Origin of the sequence: Rhizobium sp. TAL182 (assembly GCF_002117725.1) — a bacterium.
GTDB lineage: Bacteria > Pseudomonadota > Alphaproteobacteria > Rhizobiales > Rhizobiaceae > Rhizobium > Rhizobium esperanzae.
On record NZ_CP021024.1, the window covers coordinates 1,718,389 to 1,743,593 of the forward strand.

20 protein-coding genes are annotated in these 25,205 nt (G+C 60.8%); 18 read left to right on the top strand and 2 right to left on the bottom strand.

Annotated features, from left to right (window positions below; genetic code table 11):
- Nucleotides 1-3: 3 nt before the first annotated feature.
- From nuoF to Tal182_RS08735, 17 genes are all read left to right on the top strand, one after another.
- Nucleotides 4-1,308, top strand: coding sequence for an NADH-quinone oxidoreductase subunit NuoF (gene nuoF, locus Tal182_RS08655; RefSeq protein ID WP_064801825.1), 1,305 nt, complete (start codon nt 4-6; stop codon nt 1,306-1,308).
- A 2-nt stretch (nt 1,309-1,310) separates the two neighbouring features.
- Nucleotides 1,311-2,012, top strand: a complete 702-nt coding sequence (locus tag Tal182_RS08660; RefSeq protein ID WP_085859164.1) for a 5' DNA nuclease — start codon at nt 1,311-1,313, stop codon at nt 2,010-2,012.
- Nucleotides 2,013-2,235: 223 nt separating this feature from the next.
- Nucleotides 2,236-4,317 (top strand): NADH-quinone oxidoreductase subunit NuoG, encoded by a 2,082-nt coding sequence (gene nuoG / locus Tal182_RS08665; RefSeq protein WP_085859165.1) that lies wholly within the window; start codon nt 2,236-2,238, stop codon nt 4,315-4,317.
- Nucleotides 4,318-4,329: 12 nt separating this feature from the next.
- Nucleotides 4,330-5,373 carry an NADH-quinone oxidoreductase subunit NuoH gene (nuoH, locus tag Tal182_RS08670; RefSeq protein ID WP_064801830.1) on the top strand — a complete coding sequence of 348 codons (1,044 nt, stop codon included), beginning with the start codon at nt 4,330-4,332 and terminating at the stop codon, nt 5,371-5,373.
- Nucleotides 5,374-5,413: 40 nt separating this feature from the next.
- The gene (nuoI, locus tag Tal182_RS08675; protein WP_004680064.1) at nt 5,414-5,905 is read left to right on the top strand and encodes an NADH-quinone oxidoreductase subunit NuoI; all 492 of its coding nucleotides are present in this window, start codon (nt 5,414-5,416) and stop codon (nt 5,903-5,905) included.
- Nucleotides 5,906-6,046: 141 nt separating this feature from the next.
- The gene (locus Tal182_RS08680; protein WP_085859166.1) at nt 6,047-6,661 is read left to right on the top strand and encodes an NADH-quinone oxidoreductase subunit J; all 615 of its coding nucleotides are present in this window, start codon (nt 6,047-6,049) and stop codon (nt 6,659-6,661) included.
- 23 nt (nt 6,662-6,684) lie between these two features.
- On the top strand, nt 6,685-6,993 hold the full coding sequence (nuoK, locus tag Tal182_RS08685; protein WP_010066755.1) for an NADH-quinone oxidoreductase subunit NuoK: 309 nt from the start codon (nt 6,685-6,687) through the stop codon (nt 6,991-6,993).
- A 7-nt stretch (nt 6,994-7,000) separates the two neighbouring features.
- Nucleotides 7,001-9,001, top strand: coding sequence for an NADH-quinone oxidoreductase subunit L (nuoL, locus tag Tal182_RS08690; protein ID WP_085859167.1), 2,001 nt, complete (start codon nt 7,001-7,003; stop codon nt 8,999-9,001).
- On the top strand, nt 9,001-10,512 hold the full coding sequence (locus Tal182_RS08695; protein ID WP_064801835.1) for an NADH-quinone oxidoreductase subunit M: 1,512 nt from the start codon (nt 9,001-9,003) through the stop codon (nt 10,510-10,512). Before nuoL ends, Tal182_RS08695 begins: the two co-directional genes overlap by 1 nt.
- Nucleotides 10,513-10,530: 18 nt before the next feature.
- On the top strand, nt 10,531-11,976 hold the full coding sequence (gene nuoN / locus Tal182_RS08700) for an NADH-quinone oxidoreductase subunit NuoN (protein ID WP_064801837.1): 1,446 nt from the start codon (nt 10,531-10,533) through the stop codon (nt 11,974-11,976).
- Nucleotides 11,976-12,740 (top strand): biotin--[acetyl-CoA-carboxylase] ligase, encoded by a 765-nt coding sequence (locus Tal182_RS08705; RefSeq protein ID WP_085859168.1) that lies wholly within the window; start codon nt 11,976-11,978, stop codon nt 12,738-12,740. The genes nuoN and Tal182_RS08705 overlap by 1 nt, the downstream gene beginning before the upstream one ends.
- A 17-nt stretch (nt 12,741-12,757) precedes the next feature.
- Nucleotides 12,758-14,428: a ribonuclease J gene (locus Tal182_RS08710; RefSeq protein ID WP_085859169.1), complete on the top strand. Its 1,671-nt coding sequence runs from the start codon at nt 12,758-12,760 to the stop codon at nt 14,426-14,428.
- Between the two features lie 2 nt (nt 14,429-14,430).
- Nucleotides 14,431-14,835 carry a methylmalonyl-CoA epimerase gene (gene mce / locus Tal182_RS08715; protein WP_064810118.1) on the top strand — a complete coding sequence of 135 codons (405 nt, stop codon included), beginning with the start codon at nt 14,431-14,433 and terminating at the stop codon, nt 14,833-14,835.
- Between the two features lie 164 nt (nt 14,836-14,999).
- Nucleotides 15,000-15,275, top strand: a complete 276-nt coding sequence (locus tag Tal182_RS08720; protein WP_064801844.1) for a DUF1467 family protein — start codon at nt 15,000-15,002, stop codon at nt 15,273-15,275.
- Between the two features lie 588 nt (nt 15,276-15,863).
- The gene (proS, locus tag Tal182_RS08725; RefSeq protein ID WP_085859170.1) at nt 15,864-17,186 is read left to right on the top strand and encodes a proline--tRNA ligase; all 1,323 of its coding nucleotides are present in this window, start codon (nt 15,864-15,866) and stop codon (nt 17,184-17,186) included.
- Between the two features lie 15 nt (nt 17,187-17,201).
- Nucleotides 17,202-18,506, top strand: a complete 1,305-nt coding sequence (locus tag Tal182_RS08730) for a lipoprotein-releasing ABC transporter permease subunit (protein WP_085859171.1) — start codon at nt 17,202-17,204, stop codon at nt 18,504-18,506.
- A gap of 14 nt (nt 18,507-18,520) precedes the next feature.
- On the top strand, nt 18,521-19,204 hold the full coding sequence (locus Tal182_RS08735; RefSeq protein ID WP_085859172.1) for an ABC transporter ATP-binding protein: 684 nt from the start codon (nt 18,521-18,523) through the stop codon (nt 19,202-19,204).
- 10 nt (nt 19,205-19,214) lie between these two features.
- Here the strand turns inward: Tal182_RS08735 and Tal182_RS08740 are convergent, their stop codons facing one another.
- Complete coding sequence (locus tag Tal182_RS08740) at nt 19,215-19,679, bottom strand: DUF5680 domain-containing protein (protein ID WP_085859173.1); 465 nt, start codon at nt 19,677-19,679, stop codon at nt 19,215-19,217.
- A 501-nt stretch (nt 19,680-20,180) separates the two neighbouring features.
- Here Tal182_RS08740 and dnaE point away from each other — a divergent pair.
- The gene (gene dnaE / locus Tal182_RS08745) at nt 20,181-23,678 is read left to right on the top strand and encodes a DNA polymerase III subunit alpha (RefSeq protein WP_085859174.1); all 3,498 of its coding nucleotides are present in this window, start codon (nt 20,181-20,183) and stop codon (nt 23,676-23,678) included.
- 76 nt (nt 23,679-23,754) lie between these two features.
- Here dnaE and Tal182_RS08750 read toward each other — a convergent pair whose 3' ends face one another.
- On the bottom strand, nt 23,755-25,011 hold the full coding sequence (locus Tal182_RS08750) for a L,D-transpeptidase family protein (protein ID WP_085859175.1): 1,257 nt from the start codon (nt 25,009-25,011) through the stop codon (nt 23,755-23,757).
- Nucleotides 25,012-25,205: the final 194 nt, after the last annotated feature.

Sequence of the window (25,205 nt, forward strand, 5' to 3'; positions counted from 1 at the left end):
AGCATGTTACAAGATAAAGACCGCATCTTTACCAACATCTACGGCCTCAAGGACAAGTCCCTGAAGGGCGCGATGAGCCGCGGCCACTGGGACGGCACCAAGCAGATCCTCGAAAAAGGCCGCGACTGGATCATCAACGAGATGAAGGCCTCTGGCCTTCGCGGCCGCGGTGGCGCCGGCTTCCCCACGGGTCTCAAATGGTCCTTCATGCCGAAGGAAAGCGACGGCCGTCCGCATTACCTCGTCGTCAATGCCGACGAATCGGAGCCCGGCACCTGCAAGGACCGCGACATCATGCGCCACGATCCGCACACGCTGATCGAAGGCTGCGTCGTCGCAAGCTTCGCCATGGGCGCCAATACCGCTTATATCTATGTGCGCGGCGAATATATCCGCGAGCGCGAGGCGCTGCAGGCGGCGATCGACGAATGTTATGACTACGGCCTGCTCGGCAAGAATAACAAGCTCGGCTGGGACATGGACATCTTCGTCCATCACGGCGCCGGCGCCTATATCTGCGGCGAAGAGACCGCGCTGCTTGAAAGCCTCGAAGGCAAGAAGGGCCAGCCGCGCCTGAAGCCGCCGTTCCCGGCCAATATGGGTCTCTACGGCTGCCCGACGACGGTTAACAACGTCGAATCGATTGCTGTGGCGCCGACGATCCTGCGCCGCGGCGCCGGCTGGTTCTCGTCCATCGGCCGCCCGAACAATGTCGGCACCAAGCTGTTCATGCTCTCCGGCCACGTCAACAAGCCGTGCACGGTCGAAGAGGAAATGGGCATTACCTTCCGCGAACTGGTGGACCGCCATGCCGGCGGCATCCGCGGCGGTTGGGACAATCTGCTCGCCGTCATTCCGGGCGGCGCATCCTGCCCGATCGTTCCGGCCAAGGACATCATCGACTGCCCGATGGATTTCGATGGCCTGCGCGGCGTCGGCTCTTCCTTCGGCACGGCCGCCGCGATCGTCATGGACAAGTCCACCGACGTCATCAAGGCGATCGCCCGCATCTCCGCCTTCTTCAAGCATGAGAGCTGCGGCCAGTGCACGCCCTGCCGCGAAGGCACCGGCTGGATGTGGCGGGTGATGGAACGCATGGCCAAGGGCAATGCCCAGAAGCGCGAAATCGACATGCTGTTTCAGGTGACGAAGCAGATCGAAGGCCACACCATCTGTGCGCTCGGCGACGCCGCCGCATGGCCGGTGCAGGGTCTGATCCGTAACTTCCGCCCCGAGATCGAAAAGCGCATCGACCAGTATACCGCAAGCGCGCTCGACCACGGCGCGGTTCTGGAGGCGGCTGAATAATCATGACGGACAAGGCATCGAAAAGTGGGAAGAAGGAAGAGACAGCCGATATCGCGGCCGGCTTCGGCCGTCTTGCCGCCGAGATGCTGGAAAACGCACAGGCGTTGCCTGTGCATCCGCTGATGGCGCATCCCGCCGCAGCCTTTGCCGCCGCAACCGCGATCGGCTTCGGTTTCTCGACACAAATGGCGGGCGCCTTTTTCGGGGCCTTCCAGAGCGCGCTGGAAACGACCGGCAAGCTCGCGGCCGCCCTCGACGATACGCCGCCGGACGAACCGGTGCCCGATGTCGACATCCGGCCGGAAAATATCCGTCCGGCCGTCAAGGTTTTCACCAAGCCCGCGGCCGACAAACCCGAGCTCGAGAAGAAGGCAGGGCCGAGACTGACCGTGGTTAAACCGGCGAGCGCGCCCATCCCGGCAAGCGAACCCCAGCCGGCCAGCAAGGCAAAGTCGGTCGCGAATGCAAAGCCGATTGCGCGGACTGCAAAGGCCGACGATCTCAAGCTGATCGCCGGCATCGGCCCGAAGCTGGAGCAGGTGCTGAATGCCAGGGGCGTTCGCAGCTTTGCTGAGATTGCCGCCTGGACCGACGAGGACATCGCCCGGCTCGACGCCGATCTTGGCTTCAACGGCCGCATCGCCCGCGACGACTGGATCGGCCAGGCGAAGGTTCTCGCCGGGCGGGGCCGCAGAAGGAAATGAACTGTCCGGCCGTGCAAACCGGCCGGAGATAGGGCGGATCGGCGCAGGGGCGGGAGCCTCACGCTGCAGATGCCGGTGCGGGTTCCGCGTCTGGAACGCGCGACAGAAAATTTGGGCGACATCGGCTGCCGGCAGGACGAAAGATCCGGCTCGGCAAAGAGAATGTTGCAAAAACAGGTTTGTTTGCCGTCATCAGGCAAACGGAAAACAGGACTGAGCGACGATGGCAAAACTGAAGATTGACGGCAACGAGATCGAAGTTCCGGATCATTTCACGCTATTGCAGGCGTGCGAGGATGCCGGGGCCGAGGTTCCGCGCTTCTGCTTCCATGAACGCCTGTCGGTTGCCGGCAATTGCCGCATGTGCCTTGTCGAAGTGAAGGGCGGCCCGCCGAAGCCGCAGGCTTCCTGCGCCATGAGCGTTCGCGACATCCGCGGCGGCCCGAACGGCGAACTGCCCGAGGTCTTCACCAACACGCCGATGGTCAAGAAGGCCCGCGAAGGCGTGATGGAATTCCTGCTGATCAACCATCCGCTCGATTGCCCGATCTGCGACCAGGGTGGCGAATGCGACCTGCAGGACCAGGCGATGGCCTTCGGCATCGACACCTCGCGTTATCAGGAAGACAAACGCGCCGTCGAGGACAAGTATATCGGCCCGCTTGTCAAGACGGTGATGAACCGCTGCATCCATTGCACGCGTTGCGTCCGCTTCACCACCGAAGTCGCCGGCATCTCCGAACTCGGTCTGATCGGCCGCGGTGAGGATGCCGAGATCACCACCTATCTCGAACAGGCGATGACCTCCGAACTGCAGGGTAACGTCGTCGACCTTTGCCCGGTTGGCGCGCTCACCTCCAAGCCCTTCGCCTTCACCGCGCGCCCCTGGGAGCTGAACAAGACTGAATCGATCGACGTCATGGATGCCGTCGGTTCGGCGATCCGAGTCGACACCCGCGGCCGTGAGGTCATGCGCATCCTGCCGCGCGTCAATGAGGCGATCAACGAAGAGTGGATTTCCGACAAGAGCCGCTTCATCTGGGACGGGCTGAAGACCCAGCGCCTCGACCGGCCTTATGTCCGCCGCGACGGCCGTCTGCAGCCGGCGAGCTGGGCCGAGGCCTTCGGCGCTATCAAGGCCGCCGTCGGCGCCACCTCGGGCGACAAGATCGGCGCGATCGCCGGCGATCTCGCTTCCGTCGAGGAAATGTATGCGCTCTCCGAACTGGTGAAGTCGCTCGGATCGGCCAATCTCGACTGTCGCCAGGATGGGGCGGCACTCGACCCGTCGCTCGGCCGCGCAAGCTACATCTTCAACCCGACCATCGCAGGCATCGATCAAGCCGACGCGCTGCTGATCATCGGCACCAATCCGCGCTTTGAGGCGGCAATCCTGAATGCCCGCATCCGCAAGCGCTGGCGCCGTGGCAAGTTCCCGATCGGCGTCATCGGCGAGCCCGGCGAACTGCGCTACAGCTATGACTATCTCGGTGGCGGTCCCGACACGCTGAAGGATCTGGTCGACGGCACTCACGCCTTCGCTGATGTCCTGAAGAACGCCGCCAAGCCGATGATCATCATTGGCCAGGGCGCGCTGTCTCGCAGCGACAGCGCTGGCGTTCTCGCCAGTGCCGCCAAGCTCGCCGGTTCGGTCGGCGCAGTTGTCGAAGGCTGGAACGGCTTCGCTGTTCTTCACACCGCCGCCTCGCGCGTCGGTGGCCTCGATCTCGGTTTCGTGCCGGGCGCCAAGGGCGTCAATGCCGCCGAAATGCTGACGTCGATGGACGTGCTCTTCCTGCTCGGCGCCGACGAACTCGACTTCACCGCCAAGAAGGCGGGGCTGACTGTCTATATCGGCTCGCACGGCGACAACGGTGCGCACCATGCCGACGTCATCCTGCCGGCCGCCGCCTATACCGAAAAGTCCGGCACCTGGGTCAACACCGAAGGCCGCGTCCAGATGGGCAACCGAGCAGGCTTTGCGCCGGGCGATGCCCGTGAGGACTGGGCGATCATCCGTGCCCTGTCCGATGTGCTCGGCAAGAAGCTTCCCTTCGATTCGCTGAGTGAGTTGCGTGGCCGGCTCTATGCCGCTTTCCCGCATTTCGCCGCCATCGACGAGATCGCCGAAACCGATAGCGCCCAAATTGCCGCAGTCGCGAAAAAAGCCGGCAAGATGAACAAGTCAGGGTTTGCGTCGCCGGTCAAAGACTTCTATTTGACGAACCCGATCGCGCGCGCCTCGGCTGTCATGGCCGAGTGCTCGGCATTGGCCCGCAACAACTTCAAAGTCGCGGCAGAGTAAGGGCAGGAACTCATGGATTCTTTCTTCTCAACCTATGTCTGGCCGGGGATCATCATGATCGGTCAGTCGCTGCTGCTTCTCGTCTGCCTACTCGTCTTCATCGCTTACGTGCTGCTTGCCGACCGCAAGATCTGGGCGGCGGTGCAGCTGCGCCGCGGTCCGAACGTCGTCGGTCCCTTCGGCCTGTTCCAGTCCTTCGCCGACCTTCTGAAGTTTGTCTTCAAGGAGCCGATCATTCCGGCCGGCGCCAACAAGGCGGTGTTTCTGCTCGCTCCGCTGGTGACCGTGCTTCTGGCGCTGTCGACCTGGGCGGTGGTGCCGCTCGCCGACGGCTGGGTGATCGCCAACATCAATGTCGGCATTCTCTATATCTTTGCGATCTCCTCGCTCGAAGTCTATGGCATCATCATGGGCGGTTGGGCATCGAACTCGAAATATCCGTTCCTCGGCGCGCTGCGCTCGGCCGCGCAGATGGTGTCCTATGAAGTCTCGATCGGCTTCGTCATTGTCACCGTTCTGCTCTGCGTCGGATCGCTCAACCTGACCGACATCGTCAATGCGCAGCACAATGGCCTCGGCACCATGCTCGGCCTGCCGGCCTCGTTCCTCGACTGGCATTGGCTGTCGCTGTTTCCGATGTTCATCGTCTTCTTTATTTCGGCGCTCGCCGAGACGAACCGTCCGCCGTTCGACCTTCCGGAAGCCGAATCGGAACTCGTCGCCGGCTTCATGGTCGAATACGGTTCCTCGCCATACATGATGTTCATGCTCGGCGAATATGCGGCCGTCTGCCTGATGTGCTCGCTGACGACGATCCTCTTCCTCGGCGGCTGGCTGCCTCCGGTCGATATCTGGATCCTCAACTGGGTTCCCGGCATCATCTGGTTCATGCTGAAGGCCTGCTTCGTGTTCTTCATGTTCGCGATGGTCAAGGCCTTCGTCCCGCGCTACCGCTACGACCAGCTCATGCGCCTCGGCTGGAAGGTCTTCCTGCCGCTGTCGCTCGCCATGGTCATCATCGTTGCATTCGTGCTGAAACTGATGGGATGGGCGTAATGATCCCAGCTCTCGTTTGCGGCAAAATTGGAGGTTGAAGATGGCAAGCTTGTCCAGCTCCATCAACTCGCTGTTCCTCAAGGAATTCTTCGGCGCGTTCTTTCTGTCGATGCGCTATTTCTTCCGCCAGAAGGCGACCATCAACTACCCCTTCGAAAAGGGTCCGGTCTCCCCGCGCTTCCGCGGCGAGCATGCACTGCGCCGTTATCCGAACGGCGAGGAACGCTGCATCGCCTGCAAGCTCTGCGAGGCGATCTGTCCTGCCCAGGCGATCACCATCGAGGCCGGTCCGCGCCGCAACGACGGCACACGCCGCACCGTGCGCTACGACATCGATATGGTGAAGTGCATCTATTGCGGCTTCTGCCAGGAAGCCTGCCCGGTCGACGCGATCGTCGAAGGTCCGAATTTCGAATTTGCGACGGAAACCCGCGAAGAGCTCTATTTCGACAAGGCGCGCCTTCTCGATAATGGAGACCGATGGGAGCGCGAAATCGCCCGCAACATCGCGATCGACTCGCCGTACCGCTGATTGAGATCTGAAATGCCGCGACGGAGCTGCTCGCTTCTGTCGCGGTCAATATGCACAGGAGCTTTGCCGGCGAGTGCCGCGAAGCTCCATCGGGCAGGGAAAACTCCCGGCTGCCCGGGGGAAGATGAAAAAGGCACCAACATGGGTCTGCAGGCTCTATTTTTCTACCTTTTCGCCTTTGTCGCGGTGGCGTCGGCGTTCATGGTCATCTGGGCGAAGAACCCGGTTCACTCGGTTCTGTTCCTGATCCTGGTGTTCTTCAACGCGGCCGGCCTCTTCCTGCTGCTCGGCGCCGAGTTCCTGGCGATGATCCTGCTCGTCGTCTATGTCGGCGCCGTCGCCGTCCTCTTCCTCTTCGTGGTGATGATGCTCGATATCGACTTCACCGAATTGAGGGCAGGTGTGCTCGAATATGCGCCGATCGGCGGATTGATCGGGATCATCTTGGCGGCCGAGTTGATCGTCGTCATCGGCGGCAGCGTCATCTCGCCCGAGATCGCCAAATCAGTCGCCATGCCGATCCCGGCGCTCACCGAGCGCACCAATACGGCCGCTCTCGGCGACGTGCTTTACACCAACTACGTCTATTTCTTCCAGATTGCCGGCCTGGTGCTGCTGGTCGCCATGATCGGTGCGATCGTGCTGACGCTGAGGCATCGCACCAATATCAAGCGGCAGAATATTTCCAGGCAGGTTGCCCGCACGCCAGCCACCGCCGTCGAGGTGGTGTCGGTCAAGCCGGGGCAGGGCGTCTAAAGGCAGGTCAAGGAACAAAGAACATGGTCATCGGACTTTCCCACTACCTGACGGTCAGCGCCATCCTCTTCACGCTCGGCGTCTTCGGTATCTTCCTGAACCGGAAGAACGTCATCGTCATCCTGATGTCGGTCGAACTGATCCTGCTTGCCGTCAACATCAACATGGTCGCCTTCTCTCACTTCCTGAACGACATTGTCGGTCAGGTCTTCGCGCTGTTCATTCTGACGGTCGCGGCTGCCGAAGCGGCGATCGGTCTTGCAATTCTCGTTGTCTTCTACCGCAACCGCGGCTCGATCGCGGTCGAAGACGTCAATATGATGAAGGGCTGAGTGGCTCATGTTCCTCTATAAGGCTATTGTCTTTCTTCCCTTGATCGGCGCGATCGTCGCCGGCCTATTCGGCCGCGCCATTGGCGCCAAGGCTTCGGAATATGTTACCAGCGGCTTGATGATCATCGCCGGCATCCTCTCCTGGATCGTCTTCTTCAACGTCGGCATGGGCCATCTTGAAGGCGGGCCGATCAAGGTCGAGGTGCTGCGCTGGATCCAGTCCGGCGGCGTTGATGTCTCCTGGTCGCTGCGCGTGGATACGCTCACCTCAGTCATGCTGATCGTGGTCAACACGGTCTCGACGCTGGTGCATATCTATTCGATCGGCTACATGCATACCGATCCGCATCGCCCCCGCTTCTTTGCCTATCTCTCGCTCTTCACCTTCGCCATGCTGATGCTGGTGACGGCCGACAACCTTGCGCAAATGTTCTTCGGCTGGGAAGGCGTCGGTCTCGCCTCCTATCTGCTGATCGGCTTCTGGTTCAAGAAGCCGTCGGCGACGGCCGCGGCGATGAAGGCTTTCATCGTCAACCGCGTCGGCGACTTCGGTTTCGTGCTCGGCATTGCCGGCGTCTTCGTGCTGTTCGGCTCGATCAACCTCGATACGATCTTCGCCAATGCATCGAATTTCGCCCCGCATGAAGGCGGCGGTGAGGCGAGCGAGGTGATCCTCAACCTCTTTGGCATGCAGCTCGACAAGGCGCATGCGCTGACCGGCATCTGCCTGTTGCTGTTCATGGGCGCGATGGGCAAGTCGGCCCAGTTCCTGCTGCACACCTGGCTGCCGGACGCCATGGAAGGCCCGACCCCGGTCTCGGCTCTCATCCATGCCGCCACCATGGTCACCGCCGGCGTCTTCCTCGTCGCCCGCATGTCGCCGCTCTTCGAATTGTCGCCGGACGCCCTGACCGTTGTCACCGTGATCGGCGCGATCACCGCTTTCTTCGCGGCAACCGTCGGCCTGGTGCAGAACGACATCAAGCGCGTCATCGCCTATTCCACCTGCTCGCAGCTCGGCTACATGTTCGTGGCGCTGGGGGTAGGGGCCTATGGCGCAGCGATCTTCCATCTCTTCACGCACGCCTTCTTCAAGGCGCTGCTCTTCCTCTGCGCCGGCTCGGTCATCCATGCCGTCGATGGCGAGCAGGATATGCGCTACATGGGCGGGCTTTGGCCGCATATTAAAGTTACAGGCGGCCTGATGATCATCGGCACGCTGGCGATTACCGGTGTCGGCATTCCCTTCACGCCGTTCGGCTTTGCCGGCTTCTTCTCCAAGGACGTGATCATTGAGGCGACTTATGCATCGCACTCGCCGGTCGCAGGCTTTGCCTTCTCGCTGCTGGTCATCGCTGCGCTCTTTACGAGCTTCTATTCCTGGCGCCTGATCTTCATGACCTTCTTCGGCAAGCCACGCGCTTCGCATGAGGTCATGCACCATGTGCATGAATCGCCGCAGGTCATGCTGGTACCGCTTTATCTCTTGGCGATCGGCGCGGTGCTGGCCGGCGTGATCTTCGAAGGCAGGTTCTACGGCGAGGAATACGCCGAGTTCTGGAAGGGCGCGCTCTTCACCGGCGCCGAAAACGAACTCGTCGAAGAATTCCACCACGTGCCGGCGCTCGTAGGCTTGAGCCCCTTCATCGCCATGGTGCTCGGCTTCGTCATCGCCTGGTACATGTATATCCGCTCGCCGCAGACGCCGCGCGTCCTCGCCAAGCAGCACCGGGTGCTCTACCATTTCCTGCTCAACAAGTGGTATTTCGACGAACTCTACGACTTCCTGTTCGTCCGCACGGCAAGGGCGCTTGGCCGCTTCCTGTGGAAGAAGGGTGACGTCGGCGTCATCGATACCTATGGCCCGAACGGTGTAGCCGCCCGCGTCGTCGCCGTCACCGATCGCGTGGTCCGCCTGCAGACCGGTTACCTCTATCACTATGCCTTCGCCATGCTGCTCGGCATTGCGGCGCTCGTTACCTGGATGATGCTCGGGAGTTCCTTCTGATGACCGATTGGCCTATTCTTTCAACGGTCACCTTCCTGCCGCTCGCCGGCGTGGTGCTCCTGCTCTTGATGAATGGCGACAGCGAAAGCGGCCGGAGGAACGTGCTGGCGATTTCGCTGTTCACCACCGTCTTCACCTTCATCGTTTCGCTCGTCATCTGGATCGGCTTCGACAATGCCAATCCCGGCTTCCAGATGGTCGAAAAGCATGACTGGCTCGGCACCGGCATCGGCTATCATGTTGGCGTCGACGGCATCTCCATGCTGTTCGTCATCCTGACGACCTTCCTCATGCCCTTCTGCGTACTGGCAAGCTGGCTCTCGATCGAGAAACGCCTGAAGGAATACATGATCGCCTTCCTCATCCTCGAAACGATGATGGTCGGCGTTTTCGTTTCGCTCGATATCGTGCTCTTCTACGTCTTCTTCGAAGCGGGCCTCATCCCGATGTTCCTGATCATCGGCGTCTGGGGCGGAAGAGATCGTGTCTATGCGAGCTACAAGTTCTTCCTCTATACGCTGCTCGGCTCGGTGCTGATGCTGCTCGCCATCATGGCGATGTACTGGCAGGCCGGCACGACCGACATCACCGCGCTGCTCGCCTACAAGTTCCCGCCGGCGCTGCAGACCTGGCTCTGGCTTGCCTTCTTTGCCTCCTTCGCGGTGAAGATGCCGATGTGGCCGGTTCATACCTGGCTTCCGGATGCGCACGTTCAGGCGCCGACCGCAGGCTCGGTGATCCTGGCCGGCGTTCTCCTGAAGCTCGGCGGCTACGGTCTCATCCGCTTCTCGCTCGGCATGTTCCCGGTAGCGTCTGATTATTTCGCGCCGCTCGTCTTCGCCATGTCGGTCATCGCCATCATCTACACCTCGCTGGTGGCAATGATGCAGGATGACATGAAGAAGCTGATCGCCTATTCCTCCGTGGCGCATATGGGCTACGTGACCATGGGAATCTTCGCCGCCAACATGCAGGGTGTTCAGGGGTCGATCTTCCAGATGCTGTCGCACGGCATCGTTTCCGGCGCGCTCTTCCTCTGCGTCGGCGTCGTCTACGACCGTACCCATACCCGCGAGATCAATGCCTATGGCGGCCTCGTCAACAACATGCCGAAATACGCCGTGGCAATGATGGTCTTCACCATGGCCAATGTCGGGCTTCCCGGCACGTCTGGCTTCATCGGCGAATTCCTGACGCTGATCGGCGTCTTCCGGGTCAACACCTGGGTCGCGCTCTTTGCCGCCACCGGCGTCATCCTTTCGGCCGCCTACGCGCTCTGGCTCTATCGCCGGGTGATCTTCGGCGCGCTGGAGAAGGAAAAGCTGAAGGCGCTGCTCGATCTTTCCAGACGCGAACAGCTGATCCTCTATCCGCTGGTCGCGCTGACCATCTTCTTCGGCGTTTATCCGGCTCCGGTCTTCGATGCGACGGCCGCCTCGGTGGATCTGCTGGTCAACAACTACACGGCCGCCGTGCACGCAGCGCAGAACGTTGCGCTGTCTATGAAATGATGACGGGACTTATCGGACATGACCGCTGAAACAATTCTCCTCAGTCTGCATCTTTCCGCGCCGGAGCTCATCCTCGCGGTCGGCGCCCTGGTCCTGTTGATGGTCGGCGTCTTTTCAGGCGAGCGGTCGGGCCTTGTCGTCACCGGCCTTGCCATCGTCCTGCTGCTCGCATCCGGCCTGTGGCTGCTCTTCGTGCCGGCGGAAGGCCTCGCCTTCGGCGGCGTCTACATGGCCGACGGCTTCTCGCGCTTCATGAAGCTGGTGGCGCTCATCGGTTCGCTGGTTGCGCTGTTCATGACGATGGGGCATGCCCGCGAAAATCAGCTCGACAAGTTCGAGTTCCCGGTTCTGCTGGTGCTTGCGACCCTCGGCATCCTGCTGATGATCTCGGCCAACGACCTGATTTCGCTCTATCTGGCGCTGGAACTGCAGTCGCTGGCGCTCTACGTCGTCGCCGCGATCAACCGCGACAGCCTGAAGTCGACCGAAGCCGGCCTCAAATATTTCGTGCTCGGCGCGCTGTCCTCCGGCATGCTGCTCTACGGCATGTCGCTGGTCTACGGCTTCACCGGCCACACTCACTTCGCCGAAATCGCCCAGGCGCTTTCGGTTGAAGGTGCACGCTCGCTCGGCCTCATCTTCGGCCTGGTCTTCATCCTCGCCGGCATCGCCTTCAAAATCTCGGCCGTTCCGTTCCACATGTGGACGCCGGACGTTTATGAAGGCGCGCCGACGCCGGTCACCGCCTTCCTTGCCGCAGCCCCTAAGGTTGCCGCTATGGCGATGATGACACGCATGGTCATCACCGCCTTCCAGCCGGTCCTGGCCGACTGGCAGCAGGTCGTCGTCTTCATCTCAATCGCCTCGATGCTGCTCGGCTCCTTTGCTGCGATCGGCCAGAAGAACATCAAGCGACTGATGGCCTATTCCTCGATCGGCCATATGGGTTATGCCCTGGTCGGCCTTGCCGCCGGCAACCAGACCGGTGTTTCCGGCGTTATGCTTTATATGGTCATTTACATGATCATGACGCTCGGCACTTTCGCGATCATCATGTCGATGCGCCGCAAGGACGGCACCGTTGTCGAAGACGTCAACGATCTCGCCGGTCTTTCTGCGACCAATCCGTTCATGGCCGTGGTGCTAACAGCGCTGATGTTCTCGCTCGCCGGTATTCCGCCGCTCGCCGGTTTCTTCGCCAAGTATTTCGTCTTCGTTGCCGCGATCGAAGCCAAGCTCTATGCGCTTGCCATCATCGGCGTTCTCGCCTCGGTCGTCGGCGCCTATTATTATCTGCGCGTCATCAAGCTGATGTGGTTCGATGAAGCGGCCGGCGAATTCGCCCGTGTCTCCAGCGCCCTGCGCCTGGTCTTCGGTCTCTCCGGTCTCTTCGTCACCGCCTATGTGCTGATCGGCGGCCCGATCGGTGGCGCGGCAGAGCTTGCCGCCGCGACGCTCTTCTGATGGTTTCCGACAGACGGCGCCGGATATCGCTCGGCGATTTCAGGCACGAGGCGCTGTCGGAAACATCATCCACCAACAGCGAATGCCTCGCCCGGGCGCGGGCGGGCGATCCCGGAAATCTCTGGGTGACGGCCGAGAGGCAGACCGGCGGCCGCGGCCGCCGCGGCCGTCTCTGGGTGTCCGAACGCGGCAATCTCTACGCGTCTCTTCTATTGATCGACCCGGCGCCGATGGAGCGCCTCGGCTCGCTGCCGCTGGCAGTTGCCGTCGCCGTGCACCAGGCGATCCGCCAGGTGCTGCCCGCGGGCGCCGAATCGCTCGAGGTCAAATGGCCGAACGATATTCTCATCGGCCGGAAAAAGACCTGCGGCATCCTCGTCGAGGGCGAGCAGCTGCCGGACGGCCGTTACGCGTTGATCGTCGGCATCGGCATCAATGTTTCGGTCATGCCGGACAATCCGCTCTATCCCGTCACCTGCCTGCGCCAGCATGCGAGCGCGGCTTCGCCGGAGGAACTCTTCGCCCATCTCTTCGCGGCGATGGCGGAACTGCTGGAAATATGGGATCAGGGCCGCGGCATTGCCGAGATCACCGCGCGCTGGCGCGCCATTGCCTGCGGCGTCGGTGAAAAGATCACGGTCAATTTACCGGACCGGTCGATTTCCGGACAATTCGCCGGGATTGATGATAATGGCTTGTTGATGCTCGATACCGGCGCTGGCAGGATCATGCCCATTGCCGCCGGTGATGTGTTTTTTGGATAGCGGATAAAACGAAAATCATGGCGAAACAGGACGAGTTGGTATTCCTGCCTCTGGGCGGCGTTGGCGAGATCGGGATGAATCTCGCTCTCTATGGCTACGGCCCGCCCGAGCATCGCCAGTGGATCATGGTCGATTGCGGCGTCACCTTTCCCGGTCCCGACCTGCCGGGCGTCGACCTCGTGCTGCCCGATATCCGCTTCCTCGCCAATGAGCGCAAGAACCTCAAGGCGATCATCATCACCCATGCCCATGAAGACCATTACGGCGCACTCGCCGACCTCTGGCCGGGCCTCAACGTTCCGGTTTTCGCCTCGGCCTTTACATCGGGCTTGCTTGAAGCCAAACGCAATTTCGAGAAGGCAACGATCGGCGAAGTGCCGGTGACGCCGTTCAAGGCAGGCGATACTATCAATGTCGGCTCCTTCAGCATCGAAGGTGTGGCCGTCAACCATTCGATCCCCGAGCCGATGTCGCTGATGATCCGCACGCCGGCTGGCAACGTCATCCATACCGGTGACTGGAAAATCGATCACGAGCCTTCGCTCGGGCCTCTGACCGATGAGACTCGATTCCGCCAGCTTGGCGACGAGGGCGTGCTGGCGCTGATGTGCGATTCCACCAACGCCCTGCGCGACGGTGTTTCGCCCTCCGAAAAGGATGTGTCGGAAAGCCTGCGCAAGATTATCGAGGATGCCGAGGGCCGGGTAGCGATCACCACCTTCTCGTCGAATGTCGGGCGTATTCGAACCGTCGCCGAGGCTGCCGAGGCGGCCGGCCGCGAAGTGCTGCTGCTCGGCAGTTCGCTGAAGCGTGTCGTCGATGTCGCTAGCGATATCGGCCTGATGGAAGGGGTCAAACCTTTCATTTCCGAGGAGGAATACGGCTATATCCCGCGCGACAAGGTCGTCGTCATCCTGACCGGCAGCCAGGGTGAGGCGCGGGCCGCCCTTGCCAAGCTCTCCCGTGACGAGATGCGCAACGTGGCCTTTGCGGCAGGCGATATCGTGGTCTTTTCCTCGCGTGCCATTCCCGGCAACGAAAAGGCGATTCAGGATATCAAGAACGGCCTCGTCGAGCAGGGCGTGCATATCATCACCGATACCGAGGCGCTCGTCCACGTCTCCGGCCATCCGCGCCGCAACGAGTTGCAGAGGATGTATGAGTGGACCCGGCCGAAAATCGTCGTGCCCGTGCATGGCGAGGCGACGCATCTGACGGCGCATAAAGAGCTGGCAGAGCAATCCGGCATCGCGATCGTCCCGCGGGTGCGCAACGGCGATATCCTGCGGCTGGCGCCAGGTCCGGTCGAGGTGATCGGCGAAGCGCCGCATGGCCGTATCTACAAGGACGGCCTGCTGATCGGCGATTTCGACGAAATGGGTATCGGCGAGCGCAAGAAGCTCTCCTATGTCGGCCATGTTGCGGTCAACGTCGTGCTCGACGCGCGTTATGACATTCTCGGCGATCCCGATCTCGTCTCAATCGGCCTACCGGTTTATGATGACGAAGGCGAGGAGATGGAGGATACGCTCTACGATGCGGCGATCAGCGCCATCGAAAGCATTCCGCGCGCCCGCCGCAAGGATATCGACATGCTACAGGAGGCCGTGCGCCGTGCCATCCGCGCAGCCGCAAATCACGCCTGGGGCAAAAAACCCGTTGTCACCGCCTTCGTCACCAAGGTCTGACCATGCTCGGCCGGGTAAACCATATCGCCATCGCCGTCCCTGATCTCGCAGCGGCGACGGCCGCCTACCGCGACACGCTGGGGGCCGCCGTATCGCAGCCGCAGTCTCTGCCGGAACACGGGGTCACCGTCGTCTTCGTCGAATTGCCGAACACCAAGGTCGAATTGCTGCAGCCGCTCGGGCAGGACTCGCCGATCGCGATCTTCCTCGAAAAGAACCCGTCCGGCGGCATGCATCATATCTGTTACGAGGTGGAGGATATCATCCTCGCCCGTGACCGACTGATCGTCGCCGGCGCGCGGGTGCTGGGTGACGGCCAGCCGAAGACCGGCGCGCATGGCAAGCCGGTGCTCTTTCTGCACCCCAAGGATTTCTTCGGTACGCTGATCGAACTCGAACAGGCCTAAATCAAATATAATCGGACGCGTTTTTCGCTGCGGCAGAGTGACCCGAAGACGGCGAAATGTTTCCTTCGCTTTGAGTTGGACGCTATTCCGCCGTATAAGTACGCCAGTTCCATGCGACACAGCGCTTCGCGCGTTCTGTCGGCAAGACACGGCCGGGAAAGATAATGCTCCAGACCTTCCTTCAGGGATTCGCCGTCTACTTCATCATATGGTGGATGACGCTGTTCGCCGTTCTGCCGATCGGCCTGCGCACCCAGGCGGAAGACGACAATATCGTGCTCGGCACCGTGCCAAGCGCGCCCACCCGCTTTCGCGCCGCCTTCGTCTTTTCGCTGACGACGCTGATCTCGGCGCTCATCTATGGCATCTGGTATGTCTGCGACACCTATTTCGGCTGGGGCTTTGACGCCCTTCCACAACTCGGGCCTAGCTTCTATTGAGATAGCTTTTGCTCAAACTTTGAGCAGATGTAAAATTCAGGGAAAATTCGTTTCGTCATATTGGTGTCATGCTGTTGCGGCAAGGAACTCGCCTAACGGAATGAGAGGGTTCCCTTACGGAAGCCGTCTGGAGCTTGAATGGGAGGAGAGGGCGAAAAGCCAAAAAAAAACAAGGCCGGAAGCCTTGTTTTAAGTATCGCGTGATCTGTAACCGTTGCCGGGGCTGCGACGAGCGCGCCTAAGATCTGATCCTCCCAAGACTTGACCGCGAATTCGACAAGAATTTAGCTTCCTGCCTGTTTTGTGAGCTAAAACTAGCTCAAACATTGGGCTTTGTCATCAGCTTTTTTTGCATTTTTGCTACACACCAGCAAAATTTTTCTGTTGACAAGATTTTCGTTCAAGTCCTTATAAACACGCGCTTTTTTACGCCCTTTCATTTTGCGGGGGCGAACATGCGTGTCCGGGAGGCGGCCGACGGCAGTTGCGGGTTTCCTTCCCGCCGCGAAGCGGCTATGAACGCTCCCACATTCACCATGTATCTTCGATTCCGCTTGCCGGCGGGATCTCAACTGCTCCGGAATCGCCATGCGTCTGTCTCGCTACTTCTTGCCCATTCTTAAGGAAAACCCCAAGGAGGCGGAAATCGTCTCCCACCGGTTGATGCTGCGCGCCGGCATGATCCGCCAGCAGTCTCAGGGCATCTATTCCTGGTTGCCGCTCGGCAAGCGTGTGCTCGACAAGGTCAACGCCATTATCCGCGAGGAGCAGAACCGCGCCGGTGCCATCGAGCTTTCGATGCCGACCCTGCAGTCGGCCGAGCTCTGGCAGGAAAGCGGCCGTTATGATGCTTACGGCAAGGAGATGCTGCGCATCAAGGACCGCCAGGACCGGCCGATGCTGTATGGTCCCACCAACGAGGAGATGGTGACGGATATTTTCCGTTCTGCGGTCAAGTCCTATAAGGACCTGCCGCTCAATCTCTATCATATCCAGCTGAAGTTCCGCGACGAGATCCGGCCGCGCTTCGGCACCATGCGCTCGCGCGAATTCATGATGAAGGACGCTTACTCCTTCGATCTGACGCGCGAAGGGGCGGAGCATTCCTATAATAAGATGTTCGCCGCCTATCTCAGAACGTTCGACCGGCTCGGTCTCCGGGCCATCCCGATGCGCGCCGATACCGGCCCGATCGGCGGCAATCTCAGCCATGAATTCATCATCCTCGCCGATACCGGTGAATCCGAGGTCTTCTGCCATAAGGATTTCGTCGGTTTCGATATTCCCGGCGAGAACACCGATTTCGACAGCGTCGAGGGCCTGAAGGCGATCTTCGACAAATGGACCTCGCTCTATGCGGCGACCTCGGAAATGCACGACGAGGCGGCCTTCAATGCCGTGCCCGAGGGCGACCGCCTTTCGGCCCGCGGCATCGAGGTCGGCCACATCTTCTATTTCGGCACGAAATATTCCGAGCCGATGGGCGCGAAGGTGCAGGGACCTGACGGCAAGGAACACTTCGTTCACATGGGTTCCTACGGTATCGGCCCGACACGCCTTGTTCCCGCCATCATCGAAGCCTCGCATGACGACAACGGAATCATCTGGCCGACATCGGTCGCACCCTTCGATGTCGTCGTCATCAACATGAAGGTGGGCGATGAGGCCTGCGACGATACGTGTGAGCTGATCTACGCCGCTCTGAAAAAGGCCGGCAAGGATGTGCTCTATGACGATACCGACGACCGGGCCGGCACGAAATTCGCGACGGCCGACCTGATCGGCGTACCTGTCCAGATCATCGCCGGCCCGCGTGCGGTCGCGAACGGCGAGGTCGAAGTGAAGGACCGCAAGACCGGCGCCCGCGAAACGATGACCATCGAAGCGGCGATCAACAGGTTCGTGGCTTAAGGAAACGGAGGCGAAATGGCGGAGGCAGCAGTGGACCGGAGTTCAAAATCCGGCTTGGGTCCGGCTGGCAAGCCATTTTCCACCTTTGAGCGTCTCGTGGCGTGGCGTTATCTGCGCGCCCGCCGCAAGGAGGCTTTCATCTCGGTGATCGCCGGCTTCTCCTTCGTCGGCATCATGCTCGGCGTTGCGACGCTGATCATCGTCATGGCCGTCATGAACGGCTTTCGCACCGAACTCGTCTCGCGCATCCTCGGCATCAACGGTCATATGATCGTGCAGCCGGTCGACGGCCCCTTTACCGATTATCCCGACCTGACCGCCAAACTCGCCGCGGTGCCGGGCGTCAAGATGGCGCTGCCCTTGGTCGAAGGCCAGGTGCTCGCTTCGGCCCAGGCTGGGGGTAGCACCGGTGCTTTGGTGCGCGGCGTCCGCGCTGAAGACCTCACCAAGCTCAAAACGATCTCTAATAACATCAAGTCCGGCGACATGGTGGGCTTTGCCTCCGGTGAAGGCGTGCTGATCGGCACCCGCATGGCCGACCAGCTGGGTCTGCGCGTCGGCGACGCCATCACCCTGACCTCGCCGGAAGGCGACATCACACCGATGGGCGTCAATCCGCGCGTCAAATCCTACAAGATCTCCGGTCTGTTCGAGATCGGCATGTCGGAATATGACTCGTCGATCATCTTCATGCCGCTCGAGGAAGCGCAGCTCTACTTCAATGCGGCCGGGCTGGTGCAGTCGATCGAGCTCTTCGTCGATCATCCCGATGATATCGACGCGCTGAGGCCGAAGGTGGAAGAGGCGGCCGGCCGCCAGATCAATCTCACCGACTGGCGTCAGCGCAACCAGACCTTCTTCTCCGCGCTCCAGGTAGAGCGCAACGTCATGTTCATGATCCTGACGCTGATTGTGCTGGTGGCGGCGCTCAACATCATCTCCGGCCTCATCATGCTGGTGAAGGACAAGGGCAGCGATATCGCGATCCTGCGCACCATGGGCGCCAGCGCCGGGGCGATCATGCGCATCTTCTTCATGACCGGGGCGGCGATCGGCATCGTCGGCACGCTTGCCGGTGTGCTGCTCGGCGTTCTCGTCTGCGTCAACATCGAATCCATCCGCCAGTTCTTCTCCTGGATCTCCGGCACCGTGATTTTCAATCCCCAGGTCTATTTCCTCAGTCAGCTGCCGGCCGAGATGGATATCAGCGAAACGATCTCGGTGGTCGTCATGGCGCTCAGCCTCTCCTTCATCGCCACCATCTTCCCGGCATGGCGCGCCTCCAGGCTCGATCCGGTGCAGGCCCTGCGCTACGAATAAGGAATGCCGCATTCATGAATCGCAACGTCGTCCTCAAGCTTACCGGCGTCGAGCGCCATTACGGGCAGGGTGATACGCTGCTCACGATCTTGAAGGGAGCGGATTTTTCGCTGGCGAAAGGCGAGATCGTCGCCCTTGTCGCCCCCTCCGGCACCGGCAAGTCGACGCTGCTGCATGTCGCCGGCCTGCTCGAGCATCCCGACGGCGGCGAGGTTACCATCAACGGCCATGCCTGCGACGGCCTTTCCGATGAGAAGCGCACGGCGATCCGCCGCCGCGAGATCGGCTTCGTCTATCAATTCCACCATCTCCTGCCGGAATTTTCGGCGCTTGAGAACATCATGATGCCGCAGCTGATCGCCGGGCTGTCCTGGAAGGAAGCCCAGGAGCGGGCCGGGCAGCTCCTCGACTATATGCGCATCGGCCATCGCGGTTCGCATCGCCCGGCCGAGCTTTCCGGGGGCGAACAGCAGCGCGTTGCGATCGCCCGCGCCGTCGCCAATGCGCCGACGCTGCTTCTTGCCGACGAACCGACCGGCAATCTGGATCCGGAAACGGCAAGCTACGTCTTCGACGCGCTGGAGGCGCTGGTGCGCCAATCCGGTCTTGCGGCCCTCATCGCCACCCACAATCACGAACTCGCCGGCCGCATGGATCGGCGCGTCACGATCTCCGATGGCAAGGTCATAGAGTTTTAGTCTAAGGTGATCACGGGGTGACAAGCCCGCCGCGGTAATCGAGCACATAGGCCTTCCTGCCGGCGACCATGATGCATTCATGGCCGCTGAAACGCTCGCAGCCGCCTTCGCTGCGGTCGACATAGCGGCCGAACGGATGATCGAATTCCATTCCGCCAAGAAAGCGGCGCTCCCGATACATTGCCGACAGCGCTGCCTTGATCACCGTTCCGGCGGCACTGCCGTCGATGAGATCGGGCGCGACGACGCGGCCGAAATAATTCATCGCCCAGACGGGTTGGCGGGCAAACCAAACCACTTCCTGTCCGGCGAAGTCGGTGCCGCCGAAATAGCTGTCGAGATAATGCCAGTCGCCGCTCTCATACCCGATATCATGGGAACCCGGCCGGCAGGGCGTGCGCGGCACTCCGCCGCCGACATAGGTCGCAGCCTTCGCCTCCACGATGAATTCGTTCAACTGCGCAATGTCGAGCATGTCATTCTCCTCTCAGCGGGATGCTGGCAAATATGCTGCGGCATGTAAAGAACATAAAGAGAACGTGCGTCGGAATTCAGAAGATCGACTTGGGCGGTGGCCTATCTGAACGGAATGGCGGATCTGTCGAAGGTTGGGAAAGGGGGCGGGCTGCCGCCAATCGAACCGAGCGCAGGCGCCCATGCGAATCGCCAAGCGCTTCGAGATTCTTCAACGCAAGCGCAAAGGAAAAGATTCCTGTTGACATCGGAACATAGATGGAACAAATTGAAAACATAACGAGTAAAGGAGAGCCAGATGACTGACATGATCCGTGATATCGCAGCATTCACCTCCATCGCAATGTTCGTTGCCAGCTTCTCGCTTATTGTCATCGCAATCTAAAGTTTTCGGGGATCGCATGGCAGTCATGCGGTTCGCACGCGGGTCTTCTTCTGGACATCATCGCCCTCAATGCCGACAATGCGTCCGATTCATTTCGGCTGATTGGGAAGGCATATCATGGCGGAGACGGAAAAGGGTTCAATGGGTGAGGCGACCGGCGGCACGCCGGGCTTCATCCACCTGAGGGTCCATTCCGCCTATTCGCTTCTTGAGGGCGCGCTGCCTCTGAAGAAGATCCTTTATAAGGCGACCGGCGACAGTCAGCCGGCGATCGCCATTACCGACACCAACAATCTCTTCGTCGCCCTTGAATTCTCCCAGAAGGCAATGGACGAGGGCCTGCAGCCGATCATCGGCTGCCAGGTCTCAATCGACATGGAAGACGGATTGGAAAGCGAAAAGCGCGGCGGTCAGCCGGCCCTGATCAAGCTGCCGTCGATCGTTCTTCTTGCCGCGACGGAGGCTGGTTACGAAAGGCTGGTCGATCTCGTCAGCCGCGCCTATCTCGGCGGTGATAGCAACCAGGCCATTCATATCAGAACCTCCTGGCTGGAAGAGGCAGGCACGGAAGGGCTGATCGCCTTGACCGGCGCCCTGACCGGGCCGGTCGACGCAGCTGTCAGGGAAGGTCATTCCGCCCAGGCGGAAGCCCGGCTGCTCACGCTGAAGCGTCTCTTCGGCGACAGACTCTATGTCGAGCTGCAGCGGCACGGCACCTACGACAAGCGGCACGAGCAGAAGATCGTCGGGCTTGCTTACACGCATGACTTGCCGCTCGTCGCCACCAACGAGGCGTTCTTTCCGACCCGCGACGATTACGACGCCCATGATGCGCTGATGGCGGTTGCGCATAACGCCATCGTCTCCGACGACAGCCGTTTTCGCCTGACTCCGGATCACTACCTGAAGAGCCGGGCTGAGATGGCCAAGCTCTTTGCCGACCTGCCGGAAGCGCTTGAGAACACGATCGAGATCGCCAGGCGCTGCTCCTTCGTGCTGAAAACGCGAAAGCCGATTCTGCCGCGTTTCACGGGCGCCACTGACGATGCCGAGGAGGCGGAACGCGCCGAGGCGGGCGAATTGCGCCGTCAGGCGGTGGAAGGGCTGGACATGCGGCTTTCGACCCTCGGCATGTCGCCCGGTTATGAGGAAAAGGATTATCGCGAGCGGCTGGAGTTCGAGCTCGGCGTCATCGAGCGCATGCGCTTCCCCGGTTACTTCCTGATCGTTTCCGACTTCATCAAATGGGCCAAGCAGCACGACATCCCGGTCGGTCCCGGCCGCGGTTCGGGGGCAGGTTCGCTGGTCGCCTATGCCTTGACGATCACCGATGTCGACCCGCTGCGCTTCTCGCTACTGTTCGAGCGCTTCCTCAATCCAGAACGCGTCTCGATGCCTGACTTCGACATCGACTTTTGCCAGGACCGCCGCGAAGAGGTGATCCGCTACGTCCAGGCCAAGTACGGCCGCGAGCAGGTGGCGCAGATCATCACCTTTGGTTCGCTGCAGGCGCGTGCCGCACTTCGCGACGTCGGACGCGTGCTGGAAATGCCTTACGGCCAGGTCGACAAGATTTGCAAACTCGTGCCGAACAATCCCGCCAATCCGACGCCGCTTTCCAAGGCGATCGAGGAGGAGCCGAAGCTGCAGGAGGAGGCGGCGAAAGAACCGGTGGTGGCGCGGCTGCTCGACATCGCCCAGAAGATCGAAGGGCTTTATCGTCACGCCTCGACCCATGCCGCCGGCATTGTCATCGGCGACCGGCCGCTTTCCAAGCTGGTGCCGATGTATCGCGATCCGCGCTCCGACATGCCTGTCACCCAGTTCAACATGAAGTGGGTGGAGCAGGCCGGCCTCGTCAAATTCGACTTCCTCGGTCTGAAGACGCTGACGGTGCTGAAGGTCGCCGTCGATTTCGTCGCCAAGCGCGGCATCAATGTCGATCTTGCGGCCATTCCTCTCGACGACAAGCCGACCTACGAGATGCTGTCGCGCGGCGAGACGGTCGGCGTGTTCCAGGTGGAAAGTGCGGGCATGCGCAAGGCGCTGATCGGCATGAAGCCGGACTGCATCGAGGACATCATCGCGCTGGTGGCGCTTTACCGCCCCGGCCCGATGGAGAACATCCCGACTTACAATGCCCGCAAGCACGGCGATGAAGAGCTGGAATCGATCCATCCGATGATCGACCACCTGCTCAAGGAGACGCAGGGCGTCATCGTCTACCAGGAACAGGTGATGCAGATCGCCCAGGTCCTGTCGGGCTATTCGCTTGGCGAAGCCGACCTTCTGCGCCGCGCCATGGGTAAGAAGATCAAGGCGGAGATGGACCAGCAGCGGGAACGCTTCGTCGTCGGCGCCGTCAAGAACGGCGTATCAAAGCCGCAAGCCGACAACATCTTCGAACTCTTGGCGAAGTTCGCAAACTACGGCTTCAACAAGTCGCACGCCGCCGCCTACGCGATCGTCTCCTACCAGACGGCCTACATGAAGGCGCACTATCCGGTCGAATTCCTCGCCGCCTCGATGACGCTCGACATGTCCAACACGGAAAAGGTCAATGATTTCCGTCAGGACGCCAAGCGGCTCGGCATCGAGGTGATCGCGCCTTCGGTGCAGACCTCCTTCCGCCATTTCGAGACCGGCGACAATCGTATCTACTATGCGCTGGCCGCCCTCAAAGGCGTCGGCGAATCCGCCGTCGACCACATCGTCGAGGTGCGTGGCGACAAGCCTTTTGCCAGCATCGAGGATTTCTGCCTGCGCATCGATCCCCGCCAGGTGAACCGCCGCGTGCTCGAAAGCCTGATCTATGCCGGCGCCTTCGATTGTTTCGGCACCGACCGAGCCCATCTGGCCGCCGGCCTCGATCGCATTCTCGGTTATGCCCAGCGCGCCCAGGAAAACAAGCTGAGCGGCCAGTCGGATATATTTGGCAGCGCACTAAACTCAAGCCCGGAGAAGATCTCCTTACCGCCCTATTCACCCTGGCTGGCATCGGAGCGGCTGCTCAAGGAATTTCAAGTGCTGGGCTTCTATCTGACGGCCCACCCGCTCGATTCTTACAGCAACATCCTGCAGAAGATGCGTGTGCAGACCTTTGCCGAGTTTTCTCAGGCGATCAAGCAGGGGGCTGCCAATGCGCGTCTTGCCGGAACCGTCATCTCAAAGCAGGAGCGCAAGACCCGCACCGGCAACAAGATGGGCATCATTGTCTTTTCCGATTCGTCAGGCCAGTTCGAGGCGGTGCTGTTTTCGGAGATGCTGAACCAGTATCGCGACGTGCTCGAGTCCGGGAAATCCTTCCTGCTGACCGCGACCGGTGAGGAGCGGCCGGAGGGTATCGGTCTTCGCATCCAGACGATCCAGTCGCTTGAGGAAAAGTCGCTGCAGATGCAGAAGGCGCTGCGCGTCTATATCAGAGATTCCGGACCGCTGAAAATGGTTGCCGGCCATCTGAACACCAAGGGCGACGGTCTGGTTTCCTTCATTGTTATCAAGGAAGAGGGCAAACGCGAGGTGGAAGTGGCGCTGCCGGAGAAATACCGCATCACTCCGGAGATTGCCGCTGCCCTTCGCGCCGCCCCCGGCGTCGTCGACGTCGAGCTTGTCTGACAACCCGGTTGATCCTGATCAACCCGGCTGATCCTGATCAACCCAGTTGATCGTGATCACCCCCGGGTGACAGTCATCACCTCCGGGTGATTGTGATGAAATCCGTGCCTTCGCCGGTTTCGCGGCCAAGGCCCGTATCGGAGATCGTCAACGTCGAGCCGGGCGAGATCAGCGCGTCGATCCTGCGGCGGGTCTCGTCGGAGATCGTGATGCGGCTCAGCGAAAGGGCAATCGGCTTGCCCATCACAATCGAGCTTTCCTGGCTGGTGATGCCGAGTCGTTTCATCGTCTCGCGGGAGAGATTGTTCTCGAGCGTGATGCCCAGCCAATCCGCCGTGCCGGCCTGTTCATCGACGGCATGCAGCGTGAAGAAATGCGTGCCGAGTGCCAGGCCCGGATCGGCGATCGTCACGGGGGCCTCGAAGATCGGCTTGAAGGCCTGCCGCACCATGATGACGCCGTTCGGCGGCTCGCCCTTGCCGCTTGCGGCATAGACGGATTTGAGCAACGCGTCGGAGACCAGGCTCCTGTCGCCGGCAAATTCCGTCGGCCGCAGCATCTTGAAGGCGTTGATCGCCTGCACGGTCGACGGACCGAGCAGGCCGTCCGGATCGCCGGCGGAAAAGCCGAGCTGATTGAGTAGCGTCTGGATGTCGATCACCGTCTCGCGCAGAGCGCGCCGCGTGACGAGCATGCTGATCGGTTCGGACGGCGGCCGGATCTCCGGCGCGGTAACCGGCGAGACCGCCGGCATCGGCATCGCGGCGGTGTCGTTCATGGCCACCTGCACCGGTGTCCCGGGACCGACGGGTATGGAGGGCCGCAGCTCGACATCCGAAAGCAGCGGCATCGCTGCCGGCGCATCGGGGCGGAAAAGGTTCGGATGGTCGATCGGCTGCGGCACCAATTCGTCGTCGCTGATGATGACGGGAATGCCGGGCTCGGTCATTCGGTAGAGCATTTTTGCGAAGGCGCCGGGCATGCGTACGCAGCCGTGCGAGGCCGGATAACGCGGCACGGAATTGGATTCGTGCAACGCGATGCCGGACCATGTCAGCCGTTGCATGAAGGGCATCGGGGCGGCCGAATAGAGGTTGGATTCGTGGTATTTCTGCTTTTCGAGCACCGAGAAAATGCCGCTCGGAGTCGTATGGCCGTCCTTGCCGGTGGAGACCTTCGAGGTCGCGACGACCTCGGTGCCGTCATAAACCACAAGCGACTGCTTGCTCTTCGAGACGAAGATCTGCAGCGTGCGTGCATCCGCGGCAAGAGCAGGGTGCACGAGTGCGGTGGCCGACAGCAAGCCGAGGCCGAAGACGAGACGCGAGAACATGATACCCAACCATACGCAATACTGGTTCGGCACATTACGGGATGAAGTTTAAGGAAGATTTTAAAACCCGGACTCGTCGGCTCGCCCGGAACGGTGCAGCGCTTCCGCAATAACGACAAGCATAAGATAAAGGCAAAGCATGTCGCATGAATCAAAGTTTGAGCTGTCTTATTTAAAGCATTGTTTTCGTATGT

Coding starts and splice junctions, on each gene's coding strand:
- nuoF (WP_064801825.1), top strand. CDS start 4: ATGTTACAAGATAAAGACCGCATCTTTACCAACATCTACGGCCTCAAG.
- Tal182_RS08660 (WP_085859164.1), top strand. CDS start 1,311: ATGACGGACAAGGCATCGAAAAGTGGGAAGAAGGAAGAGACAGCCGAT.
- nuoG (WP_085859165.1), top strand. CDS start 2,236: ATGGCAAAACTGAAGATTGACGGCAACGAGATCGAAGTTCCGGATCAT.
- nuoH (WP_064801830.1), top strand. CDS start 4,330: ATGGATTCTTTCTTCTCAACCTATGTCTGGCCGGGGATCATCATGATC.
- nuoI (WP_004680064.1), top strand. CDS start 5,414: ATGGCAAGCTTGTCCAGCTCCATCAACTCGCTGTTCCTCAAGGAATTC.
- Tal182_RS08680 (WP_085859166.1), top strand. CDS start 6,047: ATGGGTCTGCAGGCTCTATTTTTCTACCTTTTCGCCTTTGTCGCGGTG.
- nuoK (WP_010066755.1), top strand. CDS start 6,685: ATGGTCATCGGACTTTCCCACTACCTGACGGTCAGCGCCATCCTCTTC.
- nuoL (WP_085859167.1), top strand. CDS start 7,001: ATGTTCCTCTATAAGGCTATTGTCTTTCTTCCCTTGATCGGCGCGATC.
- Tal182_RS08695 (WP_064801835.1), top strand. CDS start 9,001: ATGACCGATTGGCCTATTCTTTCAACGGTCACCTTCCTGCCGCTCGCC.
- nuoN (WP_064801837.1), top strand. CDS start 10,531: ATGACCGCTGAAACAATTCTCCTCAGTCTGCATCTTTCCGCGCCGGAG.
- Tal182_RS08705 (WP_085859168.1), top strand. CDS start 11,976: ATGGTTTCCGACAGACGGCGCCGGATATCGCTCGGCGATTTCAGGCAC.
- Tal182_RS08710 (WP_085859169.1), top strand. CDS start 12,758: ATGGCGAAACAGGACGAGTTGGTATTCCTGCCTCTGGGCGGCGTTGGC.
- mce (WP_064810118.1), top strand. CDS start 14,431: ATGCTCGGCCGGGTAAACCATATCGCCATCGCCGTCCCTGATCTCGCA.
- Tal182_RS08720 (WP_064801844.1), top strand. CDS start 15,000: ATGCTCCAGACCTTCCTTCAGGGATTCGCCGTCTACTTCATCATATGG.
- proS (WP_085859170.1), top strand. CDS start 15,864: ATGCGTCTGTCTCGCTACTTCTTGCCCATTCTTAAGGAAAACCCCAAG.
- Tal182_RS08730 (WP_085859171.1), top strand. CDS start 17,202: ATGGCGGAGGCAGCAGTGGACCGGAGTTCAAAATCCGGCTTGGGTCCG.
- Tal182_RS08735 (WP_085859172.1), top strand. CDS start 18,521: ATGAATCGCAACGTCGTCCTCAAGCTTACCGGCGTCGAGCGCCATTAC.
- Tal182_RS08740 (WP_085859173.1), bottom strand. CDS start 19,679: ATGCTCGACATTGCGCAGTTGAACGAATTCATCGTGGAGGCGAAGGCT.
- dnaE (WP_085859174.1), top strand. CDS start 20,181: ATGGCGGAGACGGAAAAGGGTTCAATGGGTGAGGCGACCGGCGGCACG.
- Tal182_RS08750 (WP_085859175.1), bottom strand. CDS start 25,011: ATGTTCTCGCGTCTCGTCTTCGGCCTCGGCTTGCTGTCGGCCACCGCA.